The sequence below is a fragment of the Xanthomonas hawaiiensis genome (assembly GCF_031834635.1).
GTDB classification, from domain to species: domain Bacteria; phylum Pseudomonadota; class Gammaproteobacteria; order Xanthomonadales; family Xanthomonadaceae; genus Xanthomonas_A; species Xanthomonas_A sacchari.
Genome location: NZ_CP115873.1, coordinates 2,842,942 through 2,866,537 on the forward strand (window position 1 = coordinate 2,842,942; position 23,596 = coordinate 2,866,537).

The window sequence follows — 23,596 nt, forward strand, 5'->3', positions numbered from 1 at the left end:
AAAAAAGCGACGCCCCGGGCGACCGGGGCGTCGTGTGCAGGAAACCGTGCGCAGGCTCAGGGCTTGCGCGCTTCCTCTTCCTCTTCCTTCTTCGGCGCGGCCGCATCCTTGCCGGCCTTGTGCTCGGCGGCCGCGGCGGCGCGGCGCTTGGCCTTGGCGTCGGCCTCGGCCTTTTCCTTGGCGACCTGCGCGTCGTAGGCGGCGGCACCGGAGGCGGCCGGATCGGCGCTCTGCGCCTGGGCCATCGCGACCGGCACGGCCACCGCGGCGGCGACCAGGGCGGCCAGGGTCAACAGCTTGCGAACGTTCATGGCGGACTCCTTTGGGACGTGCGACGAAGATGTGGGCGACGTCGCGGTTTTTCCAGAGCCAGCGTAGCGCGCCGCCGCCGCACCTGCCCTGAACACCGGCGACGTGCAAAAAACCGCCGCAGACCGCACACTTCCGGATCTGCTTCGCGCCACCTGCTGAGACGCATGAATACCCGCTACAACGCCGCCGACATCGAAGTTCTCTCTGGCCTGGACCCGGTCAAGCGCCGGCCCGGCATGTACACCGACACCGCACGGCCGAATCATCTGGCACAGGAAGTCATCGACAACGCCGTGGACGAGGCGCTTGCCGGCCACGCCCGGCACATCGAGGTGACGCTGTACAAGGACGGCAGCTGCGAGGTGTCCGACGACGGCCGCGGCATGCCGGTGGACATCCACCCGGAAGAGAAAATCTCCGGCGTCGAACTGATCCTCACCCGGCTGCACGCCGGCGGCAAGTTCAGCGACCGCAACTACACCTTCAGCGGCGGCCTGCACGGCGTCGGCGTCAGCGTGGTCAATGCGCTGTCCAATCGGGTGGAACTGTTCATCAAGCGCGAAGGCAACGAGTACCGCATGGCCTTCGCCGACGGCCACGCCGCCTCCAAGCTGGAGATCGTCGGCAGCGTCGGCAAGAAGAACACCGGCACGCGCCTGCGCTTCTGGCCGGACCCGAAGTATTTCGACACGCCGAAGTTCGCGGTGCGTGCGCTGCGCCACCTGCTGCGCGCCAAGGCGGTGCTGTGCCCCGGGCTGACCGTCAAGCTGCACGACGAGGCCACCGGCGAGCAGGACACCTGGTACTTCGAGGACGGCCTGCGCGACTACCTGCGCGGCGAACTGGCCGACCGCGAGCTGCTGCCGGCCGAACTGTTCGTCGGCAGCCTGAAGAAGGACCGCGAGATCGTCGACTGGGCGGTGGCCTGGGTGGTGGAAGGCGAACTGGTGCAGGAGAGCTACGTCAACCTGATCCCCACCGCGCAGCACGGCACCCACGTCAACGGCCTGCGCAGCGGCCTCACCGACGCGCTGCGCGAGTTCTGCGATTTCCGCAATCTGCTGCCGCGCGGCGTGAAGCTGGCGCCGGAAGACGTGTGGGACCGCGTGGCGTTCGTGCTGTCGCTCAAGATGACCGACCCGCAGTTCAGCGGCCAGACCAAGGAACGCCTGTCCTCGCGCCAGGCCGCCGGTTTCATCGAAGGCGCCGCGCACGATGCCTTCAGCCTGTGGCTGAACCAGAACGTGGAGACCGGCACGCGCATCGCGCAGATCGCCATCGACCGCGCCAGCGCGCGGCTGAAGACCGAGAAGCAGATCGTGCGCAAGAAGGTCACCCAGGGCCCGGCGCTGCCGGGCAAACTGGCCGACTGCATCAGCCAGGATCTGTCGCGCACCGAACTGTTCCTGGTCGAGGGCGACTCGGCGGGCGGCAGCGCCAAGCAGGCCCGCGACAAGGATTTCCAGGCGATCCTGCCGCTGCGCGGCAAGATCCTCAACACCTGGGAAGTGGCCTCCGGCAGCGTGCTGGCCTCGGAGGAAGTGCACAACCTGGCGATCGCGATCGGCTGCGACCCGGGCAAGGAAGAGATCGACGGACTGCGCTACGGCAAGGTGGTGATCCTGGCCGACGCCGACTCCGACGGCCTGCACATCGCCACCCTGCTGACCGCGCTGTTCCTGCGCCACTTCCCCGCCCTGGTGCGCGCCGGCCACGTGTTCGTGGCGATGCCGCCGCTGTTCCGCGTGGACGTGGGCAAGCAGGTGTTCTACGCGCTGGACGAGGAAGAGAAGCGCTCGCTGCTGGACAAGATCGAGCGCGAGAAGATCAAGGGCCAGGTCAGCGTCACCCGCTTCAAGGGCCTGGGCGAGATGAATCCGCAGCAGTTGCGCGAATCCACCATCCACCCCGACACCCGGCGCCTGGTGCAGCTGACCGTGGACGACGGCGAGCAGACCCGCTCGCTGATGGACATGCTGCTGGCCAAGAAGCGCGCCGGCGATCGCAAGCAGTGGCTGGAGACCAAGGGCGATCTGGCGTCGCTGGAGGTCTGAGGCGACGCAAGCGCTGCTGCTTGCCGCCGTCGTAGGAGCGGCTTCAGCCGCGACCTGGCGTTGTCGGGAAAGCACTGTCGCGGCTAAAGCCGCTCCTACGACAGGCGGCGGCGGAGGCTCGGTTTTCGCACCAGCACGCCTGTTAGTCAGGCAACCGGCGATCGACCGCCACCCTGGGGCTTAGCCGCGCGCAGGCGCCGCCGGGACCACGCCGGTGCAGTCGTGATCCTGCAGTTCTTCCGCACCGACCCCATCGCCGGGAAGCGCGGTAGCGGCCAGCAGCACGAAGCCGGGGCGGCCATCGAACTCCGCGCCGACCACCGCCAGGGTCTGGTGCGCCATGTGCTGGTGCGGCGGCAGCGCGCGCGCCAGCAGGGTCAGCGGATTCGCATCCAGCGCCTCGCCCTGCAGGCGCATGGCCCGATAGGCGTGCCCCTGGAGCGGCTGCGGCAACGGCGCCCAGGTCGGGCCGATCGACGCCTGCATCGCCTGCAACTGGTCGCGCACCTGCGGCGCCAGGCAATCGATATGGATATGCAACTGGTCCTGCGAACGCGCCGAGGGCGGATTGATCGTCAGGCTGGTCAGTTCGCGCGGCAGCGGCCGCTTCAACAACCGCTCGACCCAGGTGCGCGCCTGCCAGGCCAGGCCCAGCCAGTTCGGCGCGCTGGCGGCGCGCGCGCGCGGATCCTCGATCCCGCTCACCGGCACCGTCGGGATCAGCAGGTACTGGTAGTCGCCGCGCAGGTCCTTCATCAAGGCATAGCGTTCGCCCGGCCCGGGATGCACGTCGCTACACGGCGCCGGATCGGCGCCGACCCGCGCCTGCGGCAGGCAACGCGTGCTCACCAATCGCCACAGGCGGTGCCGATCGTGCGCATGCGCATCGTGCGCCGCCGGCGAGTCGGCCACCGGCGGCGGCGCACTGGCGCAACCGGCCAGCAGCACCGCCAGGGACAGGCACAACGGCAGTTGGAAACGAACTGGAGGCATGCGTGACGGATCGGAGTACGGGACGAGCCGCAGATTGTAGCCAGCGCCGATGACCGGCATGGCGCAGCGCGCGGCCGACGACCATGGCTTTGTGCACATCCGCCGCGCCGGCGCCGCGGCCTAGCATGCCGGCTCCCTCCCTGCGAGCGACCGCCCGTGCCGACCTTCCCCTCCGTCCTGCTGGCCGTCCTGCTGGCGGCGACGCCGATGACCGCGGCACTGGCCGCCGATGCCGACGCGGCGAACGCCGACAAGGCCGACAAGCCCGCCGCCGCCGAACCGGCGCCACTGCCGGCCGACGCGCAGACCAGCCAATCCACCCAGCTCGACGGCCGCACCCTGCGCTACACGGTCAAGGTCGGCACGCTGCCGGTGAAGGACAAGCAGGGCAAGGTCATCGCCGACGTGGTCTATACCGCCTACACAATGGACGGCAAGGACCGCCCGGTCACCTTCGCGCTCAACGGCGGCCCCGGCGCGGCCTCGGTGTACCTCAACCTGGGCGCGATCGGGCCGAAGGTGGTGGCGTTCGGCAGCGAGGGCGACAGCGCCTCGGCGCCGGCGCAGCTGCGCGACAACCCCGGCACCTGGCTGGACTTCACCGACCTGGTGTTCATCGACCCGGTCGGCACCGGCTTCAGCCGCTCGCGCATCCCCGACGAGCAGGCCAAGAAGCAGTTCTACAACCCGCAGGCCGACATCGAATACCTCTCGCGCACCATCTACGACTGGCTGCTGAAGAACCAGCGCCTGCAGTCGCGCAAATACCTGGTCGGCGAAAGCTACGGCGGCTTCCGCGGCCCGCGCATCACCCACTATCTGCAGACCAAGCTCGGCGTGGCGATGAACGGCGTGGTCCTGGTCTCGCCGTACCTGAATCCGACCCTGGACGACAACGGCGACGTCTCGCCGCTGCCGTGGATGCTGACCCTGCCGTCGATCGCCGCCGCGCGCCTGGAACGCGAGGGCAAGCTGACCCCGGAGGCGATGCGCCAGGTGATCGACTACACCCGCGGCGACTACGTGACCGCACTGCTGCGCGGGCGTTCCGATCCGGCCGGCACCACCCGCATGATCCAGCAGGTGACCGCGATGACCGGCCTGGACCCGGCCTTCGTGCGCCGCGCCGGCGGCCGCCTGGAGACCCAGGCGTACCTGCGCGAGGTGTTCCGCGACAAGGGCGAACTGGGCAGCCGCTACGACTCCAACGTCACCGCCTTCGATCCGTTCCCCAACGCCCCCGAGCAGCGCGCCAACGACCCGCTGCTGGACAGCATCATCGCGCCCACCACCACCGCGATGGTCGATTTCGTGACCCGCGTGGTCGGCTGGAAGGTCGACGCCCGCTACGAAGCGCTGAACTACGACGTGAACCGGCTGTGGGACTGGGACGACGAACTGCGCAAGGGCTCGGTGACGCAGCTGCGCCAGGCGGTGGCGATCGACCCGAAACTGCGCGTGCTGATCGTGCACGGCTGGAACGACCTGTCGTGCCCGTTCATGGGCTCGGTGCTGACCGTGGACCAGATGCCGGTGATGGGCAACGACCCGACCCGCGTGCAGGTCAAGAACTACCCCGGCGGCCACATGTTCTACAACCGCGCCGACAGCCAGCGCGCGTTGCGGCAGGATGTTTTGGCGATGTATCGGGCTAATTGATGGGAATGGGGAATTGGGAATGGGGAATCGCAAGAGCGGTTCCCCAGTCGTCAAGACCGTTCCTCGACCTGCGTGGTTCGAGGATGCTGTGCGATAGAGCTATGCGACTGCCCTAGGCGGTCCTCGTTGCGGCACCAGCAAAGTGGACGCCCCCGGCACCAATTCGCGGGGAAGCCACGCTTTTACGATTCCCGTTTCCCCAGTCCCGATTCCCGGCTTCCCTCACACCCACCCGAACAGCGCAAACGCGCGGAAAATCAGATACGCCACGCCGGCGGCGGCGGGGATCGTCAGGATCCACGCCCAGACGATGCGTTCGATGACGCCGAAGCGCAGCGAGCGCGGGTTCTTGGCGAAGCCCACGCCCATGATCGCGGTGGAGATGCTGTGGGTGGTGGACACCGGCATGCCGAAGTGCGCGGCCAGGGTCAGGATCGTCGCCGAGCTGGTCTCCGCGGCGAAGCCGTGGATCGGATGCAGCTTGACCATCTTGTGGCCAAGGGTCTTGATGATCTTCCAGCCGCCGGAGGCGGTGCCGGCGGCCATCACCACCGCGCAGGTCAGCACGATCCAGGTGGCGATGCCCTGCCCCTGATGCGCGTCAGGATGCAGGAACGCCAGCCACGACGGCAGCGCGTCCAGCGCGCCGGTGCTCTGCGCGCCGATCAGGGTCATGGCGATGATGCCCATGGTCTTCTGCGCGTCGTTGTGGCCGTGCGCGTAGCCCATGTACGCGGCCGAGGCGATCTGCGCCTTGCCGAAGAAGGCGTTGACCCAGCGCGGCCGCGCCAGCCGCCCGAGCGGGCCGCCGAGCTTGGCCAGGCCGGCGATCGCCGCCCACAGCAGCAGCATCACCGCGATGCCGAGCAGGAAGCCGGCGATCGGCGAGGTGACCATCGGCACGAACACCTTCCACAGCAGGCCCTTGTTCTTGGCCCAGTCGCCCACGGTCTGCGACCAGATCAGCGCATCCCAGTCGTTGTGCGCCGCGGCCAGGCCGGCGCCGCACAGGCCGCCGATCAGCGCGTGCGAGGACGAGGACGGCAGGCCCTTCCACCAGGTGATCAGGTTCCAGACGATGCCGCCCAGCAGTGCGCACAGCACCACCTGCGGGGTCACCGCGACCACGTCGGTGTTGAGCAGGCCGGAGGCGATGGTCATCGCCACCGCGGTGCCGGTCAGCGCGCCGACCAGGTTCATCGCCGCGGCCAGCATCACCGCCCAGCCGGGGCTGAGCACCTTGGTGGCGACCACCGTGGCGATCGAGTTGGCGGTGTCGTGGAAGCCGTTGATGAATTCGAACACCAGCGCCGCCAGGATCACGATCAGGACCAGGCTCAGCATCGGCGCGCCTCCACGCACGCGGCGGCGGCGGCCGGCGCGCGCAGGGCGCCACGGCCGCGCAGGCAGCAACTTCGCAGCGCGTCCATCAGGAGTTCTTCAGCACGATCTGGTAGACCACCACGCCGGCCTCGCGGCAACGGTCGATGGCCTTCTCCAGGATTTCGAAGAACTCCTTGAGCAGGAACATCTGCAGGTTGTCCAGGCGGCCGGAGTAGATGTCGCGGTACAGCTCCAGCATCAGCCGGTCGGCCTCGTTCTCCAGCGAGCGCAGCTTGTCGTTGAGCGCGCTCATCCGGTCCAGGTGCATGTTGCGCAGGTCGTGGACCATTTCCACCACCACCGCCGCGGCCTGCTCCAGCATCGCCGCGCGCGGGGCGAAATCGATGTGCTCCAGGTGCTGGATCGCCAGCGAGTAGCGGTCGGCGAACTTCTCCACCTGCTTGGGGATCTTGTACAGCGCCGAGCCCAGCGCCTCGATGTCCTCGCGCTCGATCGGGGTCATGAAGCTGTCCACCAGCGCCTGGCCGATCTTGTCCGAGGCCGCGCGCTCGCGCAGGCGCGCCAGCTTGAAGGCGTCCAGCGCCGGCTGCCGGTCGGACTCGCGCATCATCGCGTGCAGGGCCTTGGTGCTGTCGTAGGCGGCCTGTGCCGCCTCGTCGAGCAGGGTGTAGAACTGCTTGCCGGAACCGAAGATGGTCTGCAACGAAAACATGCAACGCGCTTCCCGCCGTCGCGGGAAGGACGGCACTGGGGCGGAATTATGACTGTTTGCTGACACCTGCGGGTAGTCGCGGCCGCTGGGCAGGCCCGGGCCATGTCGGCGCGGCGTGGACGCGGGTCCCGCCCGGGTTTGCTACCATCGCTGCCGCGCCCTTCGCGGGCGCACCCTATGGACGACCACCCCAGCCCCCCTCCCCCGCGCCGCAACGGCGCCCATGTCCCCGCTTTCCTTGGCGCCAAGGAGCGCGCGCATGCTTGAACTGTTGATCGTTGCAGCCCTCATCCTGCTCAACGGTTTCTTTGCGATGTCCGAGATGTCGCTGATGACCTCGCGCAAGAGCCGGCTGAAGCAGATGTCCCAGTCCAGCACGCGCGCGGCCAAGGCCCTGGCGCTGGCCGAGAACCCCGAGCACTTCCTCTCCACTGTGCAGATCGGCATCACCGCCATCGGCATCCTGACCGGTGTCTTCGGCGGCCAAGCCATGGGCGTGGCGATCGCAGCCAAGCTGCAGGCGCTGTTTCCGGCGCTGGCGGCCAACTTCACCCTGTTCGGCGAGCCGCAGCCGTGGTCGGCGCTGATCGGCAAGACGCTGGCGATCGTGTTGATCACCTTCCTGACGCTGATCTTCGGCGAACTGGTGCCCAAACGCCTGGCCCTGACCCGCTCGGAGGTCATCGCCAGCTTCGTCGCCATTCCCATGGGCTGGCTGGCCAAGGCCGCCGCGCCGTTCGTGTGGGTGCTGTCGCGCTCGACCCGGCTGGTGCTGCGCCTGCTCGGCCTTGGCAAGGAGGAGTCGGCCTCGGTGACCGAAGAGGAGATCCGCATGCTGGTGGCCGAGAGCCACGAGGCCGGCGTGATCGACGCGCACGAGCGCGACATGATGAACCGGGTCATGCGCCTGGGCGACCGCACCGCCGACAGCCTGATGACCCCGCGCAACCGCATCGCCTGGCTCGACGCCAACGCCGAGCCGCAGCGCAACCTGCAGGTGATGCGCGAACACGAGTTCTCGCGCTACCCGGTCTACCGCGGCAGCGACCAGGACATCGCCGGCGTGCTGGAGGTGAAATCGCTGGTCACGCGCATGGACGGCGACGCCACCCAACTGTTCCAGAGCCTGCGCGACACCCTGTTCGTGTCCGAGTCCACTCACGCGATGAAACTGCTGGAGATCTTCCGCGAGGAGCAGCAGTCGATGGCGCTGGTGGTGGACGAGTACGGCGAGATCCAGGGCCTGGTGACGATCAGCGACCTGATGGGCGCGGTGGTCGGGCGTCTGCAGTCGGCCGACACCGCCGACGAGGACGCGCTGGTGGTGACCCGCGCCGACGGCTCGCTGCTGATCGACGGCTCGCTGGCGATCGAGGAACTGCGCGAACTGCTGGGTGGCGCCGAGCTGCCCAGCGCCGAGGAAGGCGACTACAACACGCTGGCCGGCCTGTGCATCTACTACTTCGGGCGCATCCCGCACGCCGGCGAGTTCTTCGATTGGGCCGGCTGGCGCATCGAGATCGTCGACCTGGACGGCGCGCGCGTGGACAAGCTGCTGCTGCGCAAACTGCAGGACGAGAACAGCGATGACATCACCGGGTGACGCACCCGGCGGTGCGCCGCACGCGCGCGACCACGGCTACAGCGCCGAGGGCATCCGCACCCTGCTCGACACCTTCGTCCTGGGCGACCCGAACGAACACCTGCGGCTGCGTCTGATCCTCGCCGACCTGCAGCAGAGTGCGTTCGGCGTGTTCCTGTTCGTGGCGATCCTGCCCGCGTTCCTGCCGGTGCCGGGTCTGGCCGGCGGCATCAGCGGGCCGCTGGTGACGCTGATCGGCCTGCAGATGCTGATCGGTCTGCGCAAGCCGTGGCTGCCGCGCTTCATCGGCGAGCGCGGACCGCGCCGCCGCACCATGCAGCGCTTCGTCGGCCGCATCGCGCCATGGCTGCGGCGCCTGGACCGGCTGCTCAAGCCGCGCCTGCCGGCCTTGGTCGACACCCTACCGGCGCGTGCGTTCAGCGGCCTGCTGTTGGTCGTCCTGGGGATCCTGCTGTCGCTGCCGATCCCGTTCACCAACTACGCCTTCGGCGCGATGCTGCTGCTGTTCGCGCTGGCGCTGCTGGAACGCGACGGTGGGCTGATGCTGCTGTCGTGGCTGGGAAGCATCGCGGTGGCGCTGACCCTGGGATTGGCTTCTGACCAGGTGGTCGACCTGGGTCGGGAGTGGATGCAGAAGCTGCGCTGACGCGTCGTGGCGGCAACGCACGCCGCTGCGCGCTCACTTCACCAGGTACAGCCCCGTCTCGTTGGCGAACACGTTGCGCATGTGCGTCTGGCGCGGCGAGGCGTGCTGGGTCGACCGCTCCGTCGCCTGGCCGCGTACGCGCTCCAGGCACTTGCTCAGCTGTTGCAGTGCTGCCTCCAGTCCACATTCGTGCACCGGCGCCACCGGATGTTGTGCGTTCATTGCCGATCCCCTGTTCGCGTCGTTGTACGGCCATGTCCTGGGCCGAACGCCACGCTGATACGTGACGCGACACGATCACATACCGGGCAAAATCAAGACATCGTGAAAGCAGCGCGTGCTGTGATGCCCATCAACAGGAGTGTGGTGTTTCTCGTCGAAGTGCGTCTGCGCTCGTAGACACCCGCGCAACTGCACGCATCAGGCGGCCGCTGCGACCTGCGTCCATGCTTCTGCTGCCAATTGGAACGAGCGCAAGCGCGCCGCGTGATCGTGGATGTTCGCGGTCAACAGCAACTCGTCCGGGCGATGCCGCGCGACGAAGTCCGACAGGCCCTGCGCGACCGTGTCGGGATCGCCGAGCACGGTGCAGGCCAGTGCCCGTTCCACTCCCAGCTTCTCGTGCGGCGCCCAGAATGCTTCGATGTCGTCGATCGGCGGCGGAATCAGCCCGGGGCGGCCGCGTCGCAGGTTGACGAAGCTCTGCTGCTGGGTGGTGAACAGGCGCCGCGCCTCTTCGGTGGACGCGGCGGCCACCACGTTCAAGGCCAGTACCGCATACGGCGCCTGCAGGCGCGCCGAAGCGCGGAACTCGCGGCGATACACCGCCAGCGCCTCGTCCATCGCGTCCGGGGCGAAATGCGAGGCGAAGGCGAACGGCAGGCCCATCGCCGCAGCCAGGCGCGCGCTGAACAGGCTGGAGCCGAGCAGCCACACCGGCACCTCGATGCCGGCGCCGGGCACGGCGCGCACCAGTTGCCCGTCCACCGCCGGCTCGAAATAGCGCAGCAATTCGGCGACGTCGTGCGGGAACTGGTCGGCGCTGTCGAAGTAGCGGCGCAACGCGCGCGCCGTGGCCTGGTCGGTGCCGGGCGCACGGCCCAGGCCCAGGTCGATACGTCCGGGATACAGCGACGCCAGGGTGCCGAACTGCTCGGCCACCTGCAGCGGCGCGTGGTTGGGCAGCATGATGCCGCCGGCGCCGACGCGGATGCGCTTGGTGCCGCCGGCCACATGCCCGATCAGCACCGCGGTGGCGGCGCTGGCGATGCCGGGCATGTTGTGGTGCTCGGCCAGCCAGTAGCGGTGATAGCCCCAGCGCTCGGCGTGCTGGGCCAGGTCCAGCATGTTGGCGAAGGCGCCGGCGGCGTCGCTGCCTTCGCAGACCGGCGCGAGGTCGAGGATGGAGATCGGCATCATGGTGAGGCGGGTTCCTGCAGGCGATGCGAACGACGTGGGGACGCCGGTCGCCGATTGCAGCGCCCGCGGCCGGAACGCTGATTTGCGCTGGGTGTGGTGGGTGGGTGTGGGGCGGGGATGCTTGGCTGGCCGTCGGACCCTCACCCCAACCCCTCTCCCGGCGGGAGAGGGGCTTTGGCCTCTCCCTTCTCCCACCGGGAGAAGGTGCCCCGCAGGGGCGGATGAGGGTGCGGGCGAACTCTCGCATGGCCAGATCCACGAGCGCTGCGCGCGCCGGACCCTCACCCCAACCCCTCTCCCGGCGGGAGAGGGGCTTTGGCTCTTCCTTCTCCCCTCGGGAGAAGGTGCCCCGCAGGGGCGGATGAGGGTACGGGCGAAGCCTCGCAGTGGCAGCTCCGCGCGAGCGCCACTACCACATCGGTTGCACAGCGCGCTGGCTAGGCTGATACCCCTACTCGCCCGGCCGCCCCCATGTCGCTGATCCCGCCGCCCGCCCCCGTCCCCTCTCTGCCCCTGCGCGACCGTGTGGTGCTGGTCACCGGCGGCGCCCAAGGCATCGGCCGCGGCGTGGTGCAGGCGGTGCTGGGGGCTGGCGGCCAGGTCGTGTTCGGCGATCTCGACGCCGACGCCGGACGGGCCTGCGTGACCGAACTGGATGCCGGCGAGCGCCTGCTGTTCCGACGCGTCGACGTGGCCGCCGAGGCCAGCGTGCGCCGCTTCATCGATGCCGCGCTGGCCCGGTTCGGTCGCATCGATGGGCTGGTCAACAACGCCGGCATCGCCGATCCACACACCGGACCGCTGGAACGGCTGTCGCTGCGCGAGTGGAACCGGCGGCTCGGGGCGAGCCTGGGCGGCGCGTTCCTGTGCAGCAAGCACGCCCTGCCGGCGTTGCGCGACAGCCACGACGGCGGCGCCATCGTCAACATCGCCTCCACCCGCGCGCAGCAGTCCGAACCGGACACCGAGGCCTACGCTGCGTCGAAGGGAGGGCTGGTGGCGTTCACCCACGCTCTGGCGATCAGCGCCGGGCCGGCGGTGCGGGTCAACTGCATCAGCCCCGGCTGGATCGCGACCGATGCCTGGCGCAAGCCGAATGCGCGGCGCACGCCCAAGCTGTCGCGACAGGACCATGCGCAGCATCCGGCCGGTCGTGTCGGCACGCCGCAGGACATCGGCGCACTGGCGGTCTATCTGCTGTCGGCCCAGGCCGGCTTCATCACCGGACAGGACTTCGTGGTCGACGGCGGAATGACGCGCAAGATGCAGTACGCCTGAGGGCGTTGGGATTCGGGATTCGGGATTGGTTAAAGCGGCTGCTGCCTCATCTGATGGGGCGACTGCACCATCTGGCAGCAGCCCGCCTTTGCCAATCCCCAATCCCGACTCCCCACTCCCGCGGCGATCAGCCGCCCACCAGCGGCCGCAACTGCGGATCCAGCGCCACGCGTTCGTCGAAGACGAAGCAGCGGCCGTCGTAGCCCTCGCCGCCCACTTCCTCGAAGTAGCCGAGGATGCCGCCGTCCAGTTGCAGCACGTTGTCCATGCCGTCGGCGCGCATCCACAGTGCGGCCTTTTCGCAGCGGATGCCGCCGGTGCAGAAGCTGACCACGGTGGCGTCGGCCAGGGCCGCGCGGTGCGGGGCCAACGCCTCCGGCAGGTCGGTGAACTTGACGATCGGCAGGGTCAGCGCGCCGGCGAAGGTGCCGTAGACCACTTCCTGCGCATTGCGCGTGTCCAGCAGCACCACGCGCCGGCCTGCGTCGTCGTGGCCCTGGCGCAGCCAGCGCTGCAGCGTGGCCGGGGCCACCGTTGGCGCGCGTTCGGCCTCCAGCGGCGACGCCGCATCGCGGCGGAAGCTGATGATCTCCGGCTTGACCTTGACCTTCAGCCGCGCGAACGGCTGCTGTGCGCTGGGGCTGGACTTGACGCGCAGGTCGGCGAAGCGCGAATCGTCTCGCAGCTGTGCGTAGAAGCCGTCGATCGCCGCCGGCGCGCCGGCCAGGAACAGGTTGATGCCCTCGCCCGCCACCAGGATGGTGCCGCGCAGGTCGCCATCCTGCGCCCAGGCATGCAACTGCGCGGCGAGCGCGTCGGGGTCGGCGATGGCGACGAAGTGGTAGGCGGCGGTGTTGGCGATCATCGGCGCATTTTAGAGCCTGTGGCGCATCGCCGCTGCGGGGCAGCGGCCGTCGTCGCGCGCCGCCGCTACCCGCGCAGCAGCAGGAACGGCAGCAGCACCAGCGAGGCCACCAGCAGCATGCCCAGCAGCGTCGCCAGCACGAACAGCGGGCGCCGCCGCAGCAGGCTGACGAAGGTCTCGGCACTGCCGTCGCGCAGCGCCGCGGCGCGCTCGGCGCGGGCGCGTTGGCCACGTTCGGCCTGGTACTCGGCCAGCAGCGCCTTGGCGCGCGCCTGCTCGGCATCCTCGCGCAGCCAGATGCCGCCGGCGGAGATGCCGAAGGTGCCGGCGCGGGTTTCGTAGTAACCGATGCCGGCGGCATCGAGCAGCGCACACACATCGGCGCGTTCGTCGTCGGGCACGTGGCGCAGGTTGAGCAGCAGTTTGGCCATGCGCCGCATGATAGCCGCTGCGGCGATGCGCTACCCTTGCACGCCCTGCCCGCCGTGGACGTCCCGCATGCGCCGAATCCTGCTGCTGTTGAGCCTGTCGTTGCCGGCATGCCTGCTGGGCGGCTGCACGCCGCCGGGGCCGCCGCCCGGCGGCAGCATCGCCACGTTCCAGGCCACCGACGAGCGCGTCGGCGACGGCGCCGAGGCGCGCCCCGGCAGCCGGGTCACCGTGCACTACACCGGCTGGCTGTACGACGAGCACGCCAAGGACAAGCGTGGCGAGAAATTCGACGCCTCCGCCGACCACGGCCAGCCCTTCAGCTTCGTGCTGGGCGGTGGCCAGGTGATCCGCGGCTGGGACGAGGGCGTGGCCGGCATGCGCGTGGGCGGCAAGCGCCTGCTGATGCTGCCGTCGGACTACGGCTACGGCGACAGCGGCGCCGGCGGAGTGATCCCGCCGGGCGCCTCGCTGGTGTTCGAGGTCGAACTGCTCGATGTCCAGCCGCGTTGAGCCGACTGCGCCGATGCCCGCCAGCAAGCACGCCGCGCCGGTGCGCGGCCGCCTCATCATCGTCGGCGGCGGCCCGGCCGGACTGATCGCCGCCGAGACCGCGCGCGCCGCTGGCGCCGAGGTCGACGTGTACGAGGCAAAGGGCTCGGTGGGACGCAAGTTCCTGATCGCCGGCAAGGGCGGCCTCAACCTGACCCACTCCGATCCGTTCGAGCGCTTCGTCGCCCGCTATCGCGAACGTGCGACCGCGGTCGGCGACTGGCTGGCCGACTTCGATGCCGACGCGCTGCGCGCCTGGGCGCAGGCGCAGGGCGTGGAGACCTATGTGGGCAGCTCCGGCCGGGTGTTCCCGCTGGACCGCAAGGCTGCACCGCTGCTGCGCGGCTGGGTGCGGCGGCTGAAGGACGCCGGCGTGCGCTTCCACGTGCAGCAGCGCTGGCTGGGCTGGGCCGCGGACGGCGCACTGCGCTTCGCCGGCGCCGATGGCGAACAGCGCGTGCAGGCCGATGCCTGCGTGCTGGCACTGGGCGGCGGCAGTTGGCCGCAGCTCGGCTCCGACGGCGCCTGGCAGGACACGCTGCGCGCGCGCGGCGTGGAGGTGGCGCCGCTGCAGCCGGCCAACTGCGGTTTCGACGTGGACTGGAGTGCGCATTTCCGCGAACGCCATGCCGGCGCGCCGCTGAAGCCGGTGGTCGCGCACTGGCACGATGCGCACGGCCAGGCGCAGTCGCTGCAAGGCGAATGCGTGGTCGGCGAGCACGGCATCGAAGGCAGCCTGATCTACGCGCTGGCCGCGGACCTGCGCGAAACCATCGCCGCACACGGCCCGACCACGCTGTGGCTGGACCTGGCGCCGGGGCGCGACCTGCCGCGGCTGCAGGCCGAACTGGGCAAGCCACGCGGCGGCCGCAGCTTCGGCGAACATCTGCGCCGCCAGGCCGGCATCGACGGGGTCAAGGCGGCGTTGCTGTTCGAGATCCTCGGCAAGCAGGCCGGCCAGGATCCGGCGCTGGCCGCGGCCACGCTCAAGCGCCTGCCGCTGACCCTGCTGCGCCCGCGCCCGCTGGCCGAGGCGATCAGCAGCGCTGGTGGCGTGCGCCTGGAGGCGCTGGATGCGCAACTGATGCTGCGGGCGCTGCCCGGCACCTTCTGCGCCGGCGAAATGCTCGACTGGGAAGCGCCGACGGGCGGCTACCTGCTCACGGCCTGCTTCGCCAGCGGCGTGCGCGCCGGGCGCGGCGCGGTGGCCTGGCTGCAGCGCGCCACGCGCTGAGCGGCGTCGGCACGGCGACTGGCCGGAACGGCCAGTGACCTTCGGGCCTGTCCTCGCCGCGGCCGCAGCACGTATTTCTGCACGGACGTGGCGACCGCGGCTGTCTCGCGGTTCCAGCTCACCTGCCGCCCGGAGCGACGCATGCGTCCATCGATCCTGTTCCTCGCACTCGGCCTCGCCGGCAGCGCCGTGGGCGCGAGCGCCTCCTCCAGCGTCCGCCAGAAGATGCGCCAGGTCGAGCATGGCCTGTTGCCGGCCGTGGTCACCCAGGACCAGGCGGGCGCGCAGCTGTCGCTGCTCGACCAGATGGACGCGCTGCACGTCCCGGGCGTGGCGATCGCGGTGATCCACCGCGGCCGCGTCGCCTGGGCCAGGGGCTATGGCGTCATCGCCACAGGCGGGGCCGCGGTCGATGCCAGGACCCTGTTCCAGGCCGGCTCGGTGAGCAAGCCGGTGGCGGCGATGGCGGCCTTGTCCCTGGTCCAGGACGGACGCCTGGCGCTGGACGCCCCGGTCAATGCGCGCCTGACCTCATGGACGCTGCCCGATTCCGCCGACAGCCACGACCATCCGGTGACCCTGCGCCACCTGCTGTCGCACACCGCCGGCACCAGCGTGCACGGTTTCGATGGCTACGCCCGCGGCGCCGCCGTCCCCACCCTGCAGCAGGTGCTCGACGGCCAGGCACCCGCGAACTCGGCGCCGGTGCGGGTGGAGGCGCCGGTCGGGGTGCGCTACCGCTATTCCGGCGGCGGCTACACGGTCATGCAGCAACTGCTGATCGACGCCGGCGGGCAGGATTTTCCGACGCTGCTGCAGCAGCGCGTGCTGGCGCCGCTGCGCATGCGCGCCAGCAGTTTCCGCCAACCGCTGCCCGCACGCGATCTGGCGCACGCGGCGCAACCGCACGATGCCAATGGCGCGCCGGTGGCGGGCGGCCCGCACACCTACCCGGAACTGGCCGCCGCCGGCCTGTGGACCAACGCGCAGGATCTGGCGCGTTATGCGATCGAACTGTGCGATGCGCAGGCCGGTCGCGGCCGCGTGCTGTCCGCCGCCAGCGCCCGCGCCATGATGACCCCGGTGCAGGACGGCTACGGCCTGGGCCTGAACATCGGCGGCGCCAGCGCCCGCAAGTATGTCTATCACGACGGTTCCAACGCCGGCTACAAGGCCACGCTGGTGGTGTATCCGCAGGGATGCGACGGCGCCGTGGTCCTGAGCAATGGCGACCAGGGCTACCAGTTGGGGCTGGAGATCGTGCGCGCCGTCGCCGCGGCCTATGCCTGGCCGGATTTCCAGCCGATCCGGCGCAGCGCCGTCGCCGTGGACATCGCTGCGCAACGGCGCTTCGTGGGCACGTTCGCCATTCCCGAGCTGGGCACGTTCCGGATCGGCGAAGCGCAGGGCAGTCTGCTGGTGGAACTGCGCAAGGACCAGGCCTACCCGCTGATTCCCGCGTCGGATCACGCGTTCTTCCTGAGCGCGCAGGACATCGTCATCCGCTTCGATACGCCCGGCGATGCCGACCAGGGCACGCTCGACGCCGATGGCGGGCACTATCCGTTCCGGCGCGTGGCCGCGGACGCCGCCCCGTAGCCAGCGCCGGCATCGCACCGACGGACCGCGCTCAGAGCGTTGCGATCTGCACCCGCGCCTGCGGATCGCGCTTGGCCACATACATGGCCTCGTCGGCGCGCTGGGTGAGCAGCACCGGATCGAAACCGGGGCCGGCCTGCACCGCGATGCCGATGCTCGGCTGCAACGGCAGGTGCCGGCCACTGACCTCGCAGCCGTCCATGCACGCGTCCATGATCCGCGCCGCGGCCGCCAGCACTTCGCGTCTGGCGTCGGCCAGCCCTTCCAGCAGCACCACGAATTCGTCGCCGCCCAACCGCGCGATGCTGTCCTGCCCGCGCACGCAACGCTGCAGCAGCCGCGCGAAGTGCACCAGCAACGCATCGCCGACGTGATGGCCGAAACGATCGTTGACGCTCTTGAAGTCGTTCAGATCCAGGAACATCACCGCCACCTGGCCCTGGCTGCGTCGCTCGCTCATGCGTCGCCGCAGCGTCTGGTTCCAGGCCATCCGGTTCGGCAGCCCGGTCAACTCGTCGCGCAGCGCGCGTTCTTCCAGCAGCCGCGCCAACCGGGTCTGCCCGGTGATGTCGCTGATCATCAGGTGCAGGCCGACCCGCTGCGGCGCCAGCGCCACGTCCGGGATCAGGCTGAAATGCATGATCCGCAGGGCATCGGCGGCATCGCACAGTTCGGCATCGAACTGCGCCGGCTCGCCCTGCAGCGCCGCCGGCAGATGCGGTTGCAGCAAGGCCAGTTGCTGCGGGTCCAGCACCTCGTGCAGGGGACGGCCGACGATGTGCTCCGGCGCCAGCGCGAACCACTCCGCATACGGCCGGTTGACGAACTGGTAGCGCAAGTCGCGGTCGAGGTAGGCGATCAGCGCCGGGGCGTTGTCGGCGATGGTGCGCAGCTGCGCTTCGCTGTCGCGCAGGCGGTGTTCGGCCAGATGCTGCTCGGTGATGTCCTGGACATGGGTGACCAGATGCAACGGACGGCCCTGCTCGTCGCGCACCAGCGAAACCGCCAGGCGTGCACGTACAGTATGGCCGTCGCGGTGGCGGTAGCGCTTTTCGATGCGGAAGTCGCTGCACTGCCCGCTGCGCAACGCCACCGCCCGTTGCATGTCCTCGGCGAGATCATCCGGATGGGTCAGATCCTGGAAACGTAATTCCAGCAACTCCGCGCGGCTGTAGCCAAGCATCGCGCACAAGGCGTCGTTGACATCCAGCCAGCGCCCTTCCAACGACACCAGCGCCATGCCATGCGCGGCCGCCGAGAACGCGCCGGAGAAACGCTGCCCGGCCAGCAGCGCGGCCTGCGTCGCCGCCCGTTCGGCGCTGACATCGCGTATCACGCAGACCGCGCCCAGGCTGCGGACACCGCCGCCTTCCAGCCGTTCCGCATTGCACAGCACGCTGCGCGGCGCCTGCCCCTTGGCGGCGATCACGATCTCCGCATCGCGCACCGATTCGCCGCGCCAGGCGCGGAACAGCGGCACCTCATCGCGGGACAGCGGGCGCTTGCCGCTGGCGTCGAACAGATCGAAATACTGCGACCACTGCTCGGGCGGCAAGGCGCGCGGATCGGCCCCGTGCCAGTGACGCGCCACCTGGTTGAATTCGCCCAGGGTGCCGTCGGCCAGGCACGACACCACGCCATCGGGCATGGTTTCCAGCAACAGGCTCAGGGTCTTGGCCTGGTCGTGGGCGATGCGCGCGTCGCGGCGCGCTTCCAGCTGCGCGGTGACCTGCCTGGCCAGCCGCTGCAGCCCCTCGCGCTGGCGCGCGTCCAGCTGCCGCGGGCGGACGTCGATCACGCACAGGGTCCCGTAGCTGTGGCCCTGGTCGCCGATCAGCGGCATGCCGGCATAGAACCGCAGGTGCGGCGCCCCGCACACCAGCGGGTTGCCGGCGAAACGCGGATCCAGCGTGGCGTCCGGCACCTCCAGCAACTGCGGTTCCAGCAAGGCATAGGTGCAGAACGCCATCTCGCGCGGATACCCGGTGGTGCCGGGGGGCAGGCCGCAACTGGCCTTGAGCCATTGCCGGCGTTCGTCGATCAGCGAGACCAGTGCGATCGGCGCCTCGCATAGCTGGCTGGTCAGCCAGATCAGGTCGTCGAAGGCCGGCTCCTGCGGGGTATCCAGCATCCCCAGTTCGCTCAACGCCTGCAATCGCTCCGCTTCGTCGGCGGGCAGCGGCGCAGGAACGACGTCGGGGGCCGATGACTGGTTCATGCGCGGTACGCGGAGGAGGTACCGGCACGATAGCCGGCGGCGGGGTCGATGGCGAGTATGCGTCGACATGCTGCGGCGCAAAAAAGAAGGCTGACGATCGCCGCGCCTGCCGGTGTAGGGGACTGCAATTGCAGCGACGGAAGGAAACCACCACACCCTGCCCGCCCGGCTGCCTCGATTACCCGGTCGCCTTGATCTTCTCCATGAACACGCAATCCAGGACCATCCCGCTGGGATGGGGATAGCCCCCCTCGCGTACCACCACATAGCCCTGCGCGCGGTAGAACGCCACCGCGTTCAGCGCAGCGGCCACATGGATGCGCGGACATGCCGCAAGGCGCTGCTCCAATGCCTGCAGCAGGCGCCGCCCGAGGCCGCTGCCGCGCAACGATGGGTCCACGAACAGGCCGTCGATTTCCGCGCCGGCTTCGTCGACGACGCCGAAGCCGAGCACGCTGCCGTCGCCGTCCTCGGCGACGATCGCCCCACCCTCGGCGACCAGGTCGCGGTACGAAGCCGGCGCCGGTGCTTCGCACCAGCGCGCGATCACCTCCGGCGCATAGTGGCTGCTGCAGACCTCGCGCACGCAGCGCGTACGCAGCGCCCACAGCACCGGGATGTCCTCGACCACCGCCGGCCGCAGCTGCGCCGACGCCGCCGCGCTCATTGCGACTTGCTGTCGCGCAGGCGCCGGATCCGCTCCGGCGGCTGGAACGAATCGCTGCGCGCGTCGCCCCAGTAGTCGTGGAAGACCGCATGGTCGGGCACCGTGCGCAGCAGTTCGCCCGGCTCCAGGTAGCGGTACAGCGAGGCCAGCGAGCGGATCTCCACCTGCGAGATGCGGCGCAGGATGTGTTCCGGCCCCAGTTGCGAAGGATGCGTCAGCCCGGCGGCACTGAGCAGTTCGCGCAGCGCCTTGAGCGTGTTGGCGTGGTAGTGCGCGACCCGGGTGGCCTTGTCGGTGGGGTCCAGGTGCTGCCAGCGGCGCCGGTCCTGGGTGGCGATACCGGTGGGGCAACGGTCGCTGTGGCAGCTCAGCGACTGGATGCAGCCCAGCGCGAACATGAAGCCGCGCCCGGCGTTGCACCAGTCCGCGCCCAGCGCCAGGGTGCGCGCGATGTCGAAGGCGCTGGTGATCTTGCCGGCGGCGCCGAGCTTGATGCGCTCGCGGATGTCCAGCCCGACCAGGGTGTTGTGGACCAGCAGCAGGGCTTCGTGCATCGGCACGCCGACGTGGTCGATGAACTCGGCCGGCGCCGCGCCGGTCCCGCCCTCGGCGCCGTCGACGACGATGAAATCCGGATACAGCTCGCTTTCCTGCATCGCCTTGGCGATGGCGAACCACTCCCAGGGGTGGCCGATCGCCAGCTTGAAGCCGGTGGGCTTGCCGCCGGACAGCTCGCGCAGCCGTGCCACGAACTGCAGCAGTTCCAGCGGCGTGGAGAACGCAGAATGCCGCGACGGCGACACGCAGTCGCGGCCCATGGCGACGCCGCGGGTGGCGGCGATCTCGGCGCTGACCTTGGCCGCCGGCAGCACCCCGCCGTGGCCCGGCTTGGCCCCCTGCGAGAGCTTGATCTCGATCATCTTGACCTGCTCCAGCGTGGCGTTGGCGACGAAGCGCTGCGGGTCGAAGCGCCCCTCCTCGTCGCGGCAGCCGAAGTAGCCCGAGCCGATCTCCCACACCAGGTCGCCGCCGCACTCGCGGTGGTAGGGCGAGATCGAGCCCTCGCCGGTGTCGTGGTAGAAACCGCCCTGGCGCGCGCCGGCGTTGAGCGCGCGGATGGCGTTGGCCGACAGCGCGCCGAAGCTCATCGCCGAGATGTTGAACACGCTGGCCGCGTACGGCTGCGCGCAGTCCGCGCCGATGGTGACGCGGAAGTCGTGGTCGGCGATCGCGCTGGTGGCCAGCGAATGGTTGATCCACTCGTAGTCCGGCGCGTAGGTGCTGCGCTGGGTGCCGAACGGCACCACGTCCATCACGTTCTTGGCACGCTGGTAGACCAGAGCGCGCTGCTGCCGCGAGAACGGCGCCTCCTCGATGTCGCTCTGCAGGAAGTACTGGCGCATCTCCGGGCCGACCGATTCCAGGCCGTAGCGGAAGTGCGCCAGGATCGGATAGTTGCGGCGCAGGGTGCTGCGGGTCTGCAGCAGGTCCACGGTACCCAGCCCCGCCAGCACGGCGAAGGCCGCCACGCCCCAGCCCCACAACGGCCAGATCGCGCACAGGGCGATGGACAGCGCCAGCAGCAGGCAGCTGGCGAGATAGGCTAGGTAGCGGTGCATCGCGGTCCTCGCAGGCGTCGGAAGCCGGCGAGTGTAGAGGGTGTGGCGGTCATGGCGTTGCGACCGCCGCCGGGTCCGCTCCGCGCAGGTACAGCTTGCGGGTGCCACGCGCGCCGGCGATTGGGCCGGCGCGCGCCGCGCCCCGTCTTACAGGCGGTCGTCCACCGCCGCGCGCGGCCACACCGACTTGACGTCGTAGACCACCAGGTCGGGCGTGCCGAGCGCGCGGATCTGCGCCGCGTCCAGGTCGCGGTAGGTCGCGTGCGCCACGGCCAGCACCACCGCGTCGTAGCGGCCGGGCACCGGCTCGGGCAGCAGGTCGACGCCGTGCGCCTGCGCCGCCTGCGGGTCGGCCCAGGGATCGCAGGCGTCGACGCGGGCGCCGGTCGCGGCCAGCGCCTGGACCAGTTCCAGCGCGCGGCTGTTGCGCAGGTCCGGGCAGTTCTCCTTGAAGGTGACGCCGAGCACCAGCACGGACGCATCGGCCATCGCCACGCCCTTGCCGGCCAGCAGCGCCTGCACCCGCGCGGCGACGTGCGCGCCGACCCGGTTGTTGACCTGGCGCGCGGTGTGGATCAGGTCAGGGTGGTAGCCCACGCTCTCGGACTTGTGCAGCAGGTAGTAAGGATCCACGCCGATGCAGTGGCCGCCGACCAGGCCCGGCCGGAACGGCAGGAAGTTCCACTTGGTGCCGGCGGCGTCCAGCACGTCCTGGGTGTCGATGCCGAGCCGGTCGAAGATCAACGCCAGCTCGTTGACCAGGGCGATGTTGACGTCGCGCTGGATGTTCTCCACCACCTTGGCCGCCTCGGCCACGCGGATCGACGGCGCGCGCCAGGTGCCGGCGGCGATGATGCCGGCGTACAGCGCGTCCACTGCGTCGGCGGCGGCAGGGTTGGAGCCGGAGGTGATCTTGCGGATGTCGGCCAGGCGCCGCTGGCGGTCGCCGGGGTTGACCCGCTCCGGGCTGTAGCCGCAATGGAAGTCGACGTCGCAGCGCAATCCCGAGCCCTGCTCCAGCAACGGCAAGCACACTTCTTCGGTGGTACCCGGGTAGACGGTGGACTCGTAGATCACCAGGTCGCCGCGCTTGAGCACGCCGGCCAGCAGCTCGCTGGCCTGGCGCAGCGGCTGCAGGTCGGGCTGCTCGTGCGCGTCGATCGGAGTCGGCACGGTGACGATGTAGACGTTGCGGTCGCGCAGCGCGGCGGCATCGTCGCTGAAGCGCAGGTGCACGCCGGCGCGCAGTTCCTCGGCCTCCAGTTCCAGGGTCTGGTCGTGCCCGGCACGCAGTTGCGCCACCCGCTGCGCATCGATGTCGTAGCCGAGCGTGTCGTGGCGGGCACCGAACGCCACCGCCAGCGGCAGGCCGACATAGCCGAGGCCGATCACGGCGATGCGCGGCGGCGCGGAATCGAACACGGGGGCAACGGGCATGCCAGTCCTTTACGGGCGCCGGCAGCGGCGGCCGTCGGCGCGTGATGGGGGAAATCGGGGCGCCCGCGGGCGCGGACGCCAGGCATGGTAAGCCGCGGCGGCGGCGCGGACCAAGTCGCTCGGCGGAACACCGGGTCGCGCATGCGTGCCTCGCCTTCACACGCCGCGTTGGCCGCCTTCACAACGCGGCATGTGAAAGTCGGCGTGCAACATCACGCTTTGTGGCAGCGTGAGCGCGCGTCTTGTCATCCACACCACATGAGCACCACCTCACCTTTACGTACCGCGGCCTAGGGTGATGGAGCGGTGGCTGCCAGGGGGGCACCCTCCGCCTCCCTCTTTCCTCTCACTCAAGGAGAACTCGCGTGAGTCACGCTCCGAGCCTGCTCGTGGATGTCGAAGCCGAATTGGCGCATTGGAAAGCGCTGCACGCGGCGGGCAAATTGGGGTCGCAGTCGTTCAGCGAGCATGCGCGCCTGATCAAGATGGCCTGCGACGTGTTCCTGCAGTTGCCGCGCGAATCCAACGACGTGCGGCTGCAGCGCCTGCGTCAGCGCTACGACGCCGAACACCCCTGGCCGCGCATCGCCTGGAGCGATGCCGAAACCCTGGTCGTCGCCTGCTGGGCGCGCCTCGACGGATCCGAGCAGCACGACCGCCATCCGGATCCGGCGCCCACCCCCGCCTGATCCAGGAGGTCTGCCATGTCCCTGCCCGCCAACCGCGACAACGCCCACGATTCCCAGCAACGCAGCCACACGCCGGACAAGATCCACAACGACGACGCACAGTGGAAGGATCGCGACCAACCCGACAGCGACCCCAAGCGCGACCACGCCGATCCCGAGCACGACTACCCGCGACCGGACGGCAGCGAGTAAGTAGAACACCACTCCCGCTGCGGCAGCGCACCGTCGCCGCAGCGGCACCCCTCTCGCACCCTCACGCCCCCGCGG

22 protein-coding genes are annotated in these 23,596 nt (G+C 69.9%); 10 read left to right on the forward strand and 12 right to left on the reverse strand.

The window, feature by feature from the left end; translation table 11 throughout:
• Positions 1-56: 56 nt before the first annotated feature.
• Positions 57-311 (reverse strand): hypothetical protein, encoded by a 255-nt coding sequence (locus PG878_RS12200; protein ID WP_209029061.1) that lies wholly within the window; start codon positions 309-311, stop codon positions 57-59.
• Positions 312-476: 165 nt separating this feature from the next.
• Here PG878_RS12200 and parE point away from each other — a divergent pair, with 165 nt between their 5' ends.
• On the forward strand, positions 477-2,366 hold the full coding sequence (parE, locus tag PG878_RS12205) for a DNA topoisomerase IV subunit B (RefSeq protein ID WP_209029059.1): 1,890 nt from the start codon (positions 477-479) through the stop codon (positions 2,364-2,366).
• 180 nt (positions 2,367-2,546) lie between these two features.
• Here parE and PG878_RS12210 read toward each other — a convergent pair whose 3' ends face one another.
• Entirely contained in the window at positions 2,547-3,359 is an 813-nt protein-coding gene (locus PG878_RS12210; RefSeq protein ID WP_244672379.1) for a CDP-diacylglycerol diphosphatase, read from the reverse strand.
• 207 nt (positions 3,360-3,566) lie between these two features.
• Here PG878_RS12210 and PG878_RS12215 point away from each other — a divergent pair, with 207 nt between their 5' ends.
• On the forward strand, positions 3,567-5,018 hold the full coding sequence (locus PG878_RS12215) for a S10 family peptidase (RefSeq protein WP_244672398.1): 1,452 nt from the start codon (positions 3,567-3,569) through the stop codon (positions 5,016-5,018).
• A gap of 222 nt (positions 5,019-5,240) precedes the next feature.
• On the opposite strand, the gene PG878_RS12220 is transcribed toward PG878_RS12215, so the two are convergent.
• Both PG878_RS12220 and PG878_RS12225 read right to left on the reverse strand, forming a co-directional pair.
• Positions 5,241-6,362 (reverse strand): inorganic phosphate transporter, encoded by a 1,122-nt coding sequence (locus PG878_RS12220; RefSeq protein WP_209029057.1) that lies wholly within the window; start codon positions 6,360-6,362, stop codon positions 5,241-5,243.
• An 85-nt stretch (positions 6,363-6,447) separates the two neighbouring features.
• A complete protein-coding gene (locus PG878_RS12225; protein ID WP_010343421.1) occupies positions 6,448-7,074 on the reverse strand; it encodes a DUF47 domain-containing protein in 627 nt (208 codons plus the stop codon).
• Between the two features lie 259 nt (positions 7,075-7,333).
• Here PG878_RS12225 and PG878_RS12230 point away from each other — a divergent pair, with 259 nt between their 5' ends.
• A complete protein-coding gene (locus tag PG878_RS12230; RefSeq protein ID WP_209029055.1) occupies positions 7,334-8,677 on the forward strand; it encodes a hemolysin family protein in 1,344 nt (447 codons plus the stop codon).
• Positions 8,661-9,323: an exopolysaccharide biosynthesis protein gene (locus PG878_RS12235; RefSeq protein WP_209029054.1), complete on the forward strand. Its 663-nt coding sequence runs from the start codon at positions 8,661-8,663 to the stop codon at positions 9,321-9,323. Before PG878_RS12230 ends, PG878_RS12235 begins: the two co-directional genes overlap by 17 nt.
• Positions 9,324-9,356: 33 nt before the next feature.
• Here the strand turns inward: PG878_RS12235 and PG878_RS12240 are convergent, their stop codons facing one another.
• The gene (locus PG878_RS12240; RefSeq protein WP_209029052.1) at positions 9,357-9,545 is read right to left on the reverse strand and encodes a hypothetical protein; all 189 of its coding nucleotides are present in this window, start codon (positions 9,543-9,545) and stop codon (positions 9,357-9,359) included.
• Positions 9,546-9,743: 198 nt separating this feature from the next.
• Positions 9,744-10,742, reverse strand: a complete 999-nt coding sequence (locus tag PG878_RS12245) for an LLM class flavin-dependent oxidoreductase (protein WP_209029051.1) — start codon at positions 10,740-10,742, stop codon at positions 9,744-9,746.
• A gap of 471 nt (positions 10,743-11,213) precedes the next feature.
• Here PG878_RS12245 and PG878_RS12250 point away from each other — a divergent pair, with 471 nt between their 5' ends.
• Positions 11,214-12,020: a glucose 1-dehydrogenase gene (locus PG878_RS12250; RefSeq protein WP_311185953.1), complete on the forward strand. Its 807-nt coding sequence runs from the start codon at positions 11,214-11,216 to the stop codon at positions 12,018-12,020.
• A 127-nt stretch (positions 12,021-12,147) separates the two neighbouring features.
• Here the strand turns inward: PG878_RS12250 and PG878_RS12255 are convergent, their stop codons facing one another.
• Together PG878_RS12255 and PG878_RS12260 are read right to left on the reverse strand one after the other, a co-directional pair.
• Positions 12,148-12,885, reverse strand: coding sequence for a sulfurtransferase (locus PG878_RS12255; protein ID WP_209230134.1), 738 nt, complete (start codon positions 12,883-12,885; stop codon positions 12,148-12,150).
• A gap of 65 nt (positions 12,886-12,950) precedes the next feature.
• On the reverse strand, positions 12,951-13,316 hold the full coding sequence (locus tag PG878_RS12260; RefSeq protein ID WP_209032660.1) for a DUF6164 family protein: 366 nt from the start codon (positions 13,314-13,316) through the stop codon (positions 12,951-12,953).
• A 67-nt stretch (positions 13,317-13,383) separates the two neighbouring features.
• Here PG878_RS12260 and PG878_RS12265 point away from each other — a divergent pair, with 67 nt between their 5' ends.
• From PG878_RS12265 to PG878_RS12275, 3 genes are all read left to right on the forward strand, one after another.
• Positions 13,384-13,827 carry an FKBP-type peptidyl-prolyl cis-trans isomerase gene (locus PG878_RS12265; protein ID WP_209230133.1) on the forward strand — a complete coding sequence of 148 codons (444 nt, stop codon included), beginning with the start codon at positions 13,384-13,386 and terminating at the stop codon, positions 13,825-13,827.
• Positions 13,828-13,840: 13 nt separating this feature from the next.
• Positions 13,841-15,100 (forward strand): TIGR03862 family flavoprotein, encoded by a 1,260-nt coding sequence (locus PG878_RS12270; protein WP_311186051.1) that lies wholly within the window; start codon positions 13,841-13,843, stop codon positions 15,098-15,100.
• 141 nt (positions 15,101-15,241) lie between these two features.
• Complete coding sequence (locus PG878_RS12275) at positions 15,242-16,699, forward strand: serine hydrolase domain-containing protein (RefSeq protein ID WP_311185954.1); 1,458 nt, start codon at positions 15,242-15,244, stop codon at positions 16,697-16,699.
• Between the two features lie 31 nt (positions 16,700-16,730).
• Here the strand turns inward: PG878_RS12275 and PG878_RS12280 are convergent, their stop codons facing one another.
• The 4 genes from PG878_RS12280 to PG878_RS12295 form a co-directional block, all read right to left on the reverse strand.
• The gene (locus PG878_RS12280) at positions 16,731-18,917 is read right to left on the reverse strand and encodes a diguanylate cyclase domain-containing protein (protein ID WP_311185955.1); all 2,187 of its coding nucleotides are present in this window, start codon (positions 18,915-18,917) and stop codon (positions 16,731-16,733) included.
• A 178-nt stretch (positions 18,918-19,095) separates the two neighbouring features.
• Positions 19,096-19,584: a GNAT family N-acetyltransferase gene (locus PG878_RS12285; RefSeq protein WP_209032663.1), complete on the reverse strand. Its 489-nt coding sequence runs from the start codon at positions 19,582-19,584 to the stop codon at positions 19,096-19,098.
• Positions 19,581-21,203: an FMN-binding glutamate synthase family protein gene (locus tag PG878_RS12290; RefSeq protein ID WP_311185956.1), complete on the reverse strand. Its 1,623-nt coding sequence runs from the start codon at positions 21,201-21,203 to the stop codon at positions 19,581-19,583. Before PG878_RS12290 ends, PG878_RS12285 begins: the two co-directional genes overlap by 4 nt.
• 147 nt (positions 21,204-21,350) lie before the next feature.
• Positions 21,351-22,640: a nucleotide sugar dehydrogenase gene (locus PG878_RS12295; RefSeq protein WP_311185957.1), complete on the reverse strand. Its 1,290-nt coding sequence runs from the start codon at positions 22,638-22,640 to the stop codon at positions 21,351-21,353.
• Between the two features lie 365 nt (positions 22,641-23,005).
• Here PG878_RS12295 and PG878_RS12300 point away from each other — a divergent pair, with 365 nt between their 5' ends.
• Entirely contained in the window at positions 23,006-23,329 is a 324-nt protein-coding gene (locus PG878_RS12300) for a hypothetical protein (protein ID WP_017911090.1), read from the forward strand.
• Between the two features lie 15 nt (positions 23,330-23,344).
• Complete coding sequence (locus tag PG878_RS12305; protein ID WP_209032652.1) at positions 23,345-23,521, forward strand: hypothetical protein; 177 nt, start codon at positions 23,345-23,347, stop codon at positions 23,519-23,521.
• The last annotated feature ends 75 nt before the right edge of the window (positions 23,522-23,596 follow it).

Bases quoted from the DNA above. Each gene is read 5' to 3' on its own strand.
- PG878_RS12200 (WP_209029061.1), bottom strand. From the start codon at position 311: ATGAACGTTCGCAAGCTGTTGACCCTGGCCGCCCTGGTCGCCGCCGCG.
- parE (WP_209029059.1), top strand. From the start codon at position 477: ATGAATACCCGCTACAACGCCGCCGACATCGAAGTTCTCTCTGGCCTG.
- PG878_RS12210 (WP_244672379.1), bottom strand. From the start codon at position 3,359: ATGCCTCCAGTTCGTTTCCAACTGCCGTTGTGCCTGTCCCTGGCGGTG.
- PG878_RS12215 (WP_244672398.1), top strand. From the start codon at position 3,567: ATGACCGCGGCACTGGCCGCCGATGCCGACGCGGCGAACGCCGACAAG.
- PG878_RS12220 (WP_209029057.1), bottom strand. From the start codon at position 6,362: ATGCTGAGCCTGGTCCTGATCGTGATCCTGGCGGCGCTGGTGTTCGAA.
- PG878_RS12225 (WP_010343421.1), bottom strand. From the start codon at position 7,074: ATGTTTTCGTTGCAGACCATCTTCGGTTCCGGCAAGCAGTTCTACACC.
- PG878_RS12230 (WP_209029055.1), top strand. From the start codon at position 7,334: ATGCTTGAACTGTTGATCGTTGCAGCCCTCATCCTGCTCAACGGTTTC.
- PG878_RS12235 (WP_209029054.1), top strand. From the start codon at position 8,661: ATGACATCACCGGGTGACGCACCCGGCGGTGCGCCGCACGCGCGCGAC.
- PG878_RS12240 (WP_209029052.1), bottom strand. From the start codon at position 9,545: ATGAACGCACAACATCCGGTGGCGCCGGTGCACGAATGTGGACTGGAG.
- PG878_RS12245 (WP_209029051.1), bottom strand. From the start codon at position 10,742: ATGATGCCGATCTCCATCCTCGACCTCGCGCCGGTCTGCGAAGGCAGC.
- PG878_RS12250 (WP_311185953.1), top strand. From the start codon at position 11,214: ATGTCGCTGATCCCGCCGCCCGCCCCCGTCCCCTCTCTGCCCCTGCGC.
- PG878_RS12255 (WP_209230134.1), bottom strand. From the start codon at position 12,885: ATGATCGCCAACACCGCCGCCTACCACTTCGTCGCCATCGCCGACCCC.
- PG878_RS12260 (WP_209032660.1), bottom strand. From the start codon at position 13,316: ATGGCCAAACTGCTGCTCAACCTGCGCCACGTGCCCGACGACGAACGC.
- PG878_RS12265 (WP_209230133.1), top strand. From the start codon at position 13,384: ATGCGCCGAATCCTGCTGCTGTTGAGCCTGTCGTTGCCGGCATGCCTG.
- PG878_RS12270 (WP_311186051.1), top strand. From the start codon at position 13,841: ATGCCCGCCAGCAAGCACGCCGCGCCGGTGCGCGGCCGCCTCATCATC.
- PG878_RS12275 (WP_311185954.1), top strand. From the start codon at position 15,242: ATGCGTCCATCGATCCTGTTCCTCGCACTCGGCCTCGCCGGCAGCGCC.
- PG878_RS12280 (WP_311185955.1), bottom strand. From the start codon at position 18,917: ATGAACCAGTCATCGGCCCCCGACGTCGTTCCTGCGCCGCTGCCCGCC.
- PG878_RS12285 (WP_209032663.1), bottom strand. From the start codon at position 19,584: ATGAGCGCGGCGGCGTCGGCGCAGCTGCGGCCGGCGGTGGTCGAGGAC.
- PG878_RS12290 (WP_311185956.1), bottom strand. From the start codon at position 21,203: ATGCACCGCTACCTAGCCTATCTCGCCAGCTGCCTGCTGCTGGCGCTG.
- PG878_RS12295 (WP_311185957.1), bottom strand. From the start codon at position 22,640: ATGCCCGTTGCCCCCGTGTTCGATTCCGCGCCGCCGCGCATCGCCGTG.
- PG878_RS12305 (WP_209032652.1), top strand. From the start codon at position 23,345: ATGTCCCTGCCCGCCAACCGCGACAACGCCCACGATTCCCAGCAACGC.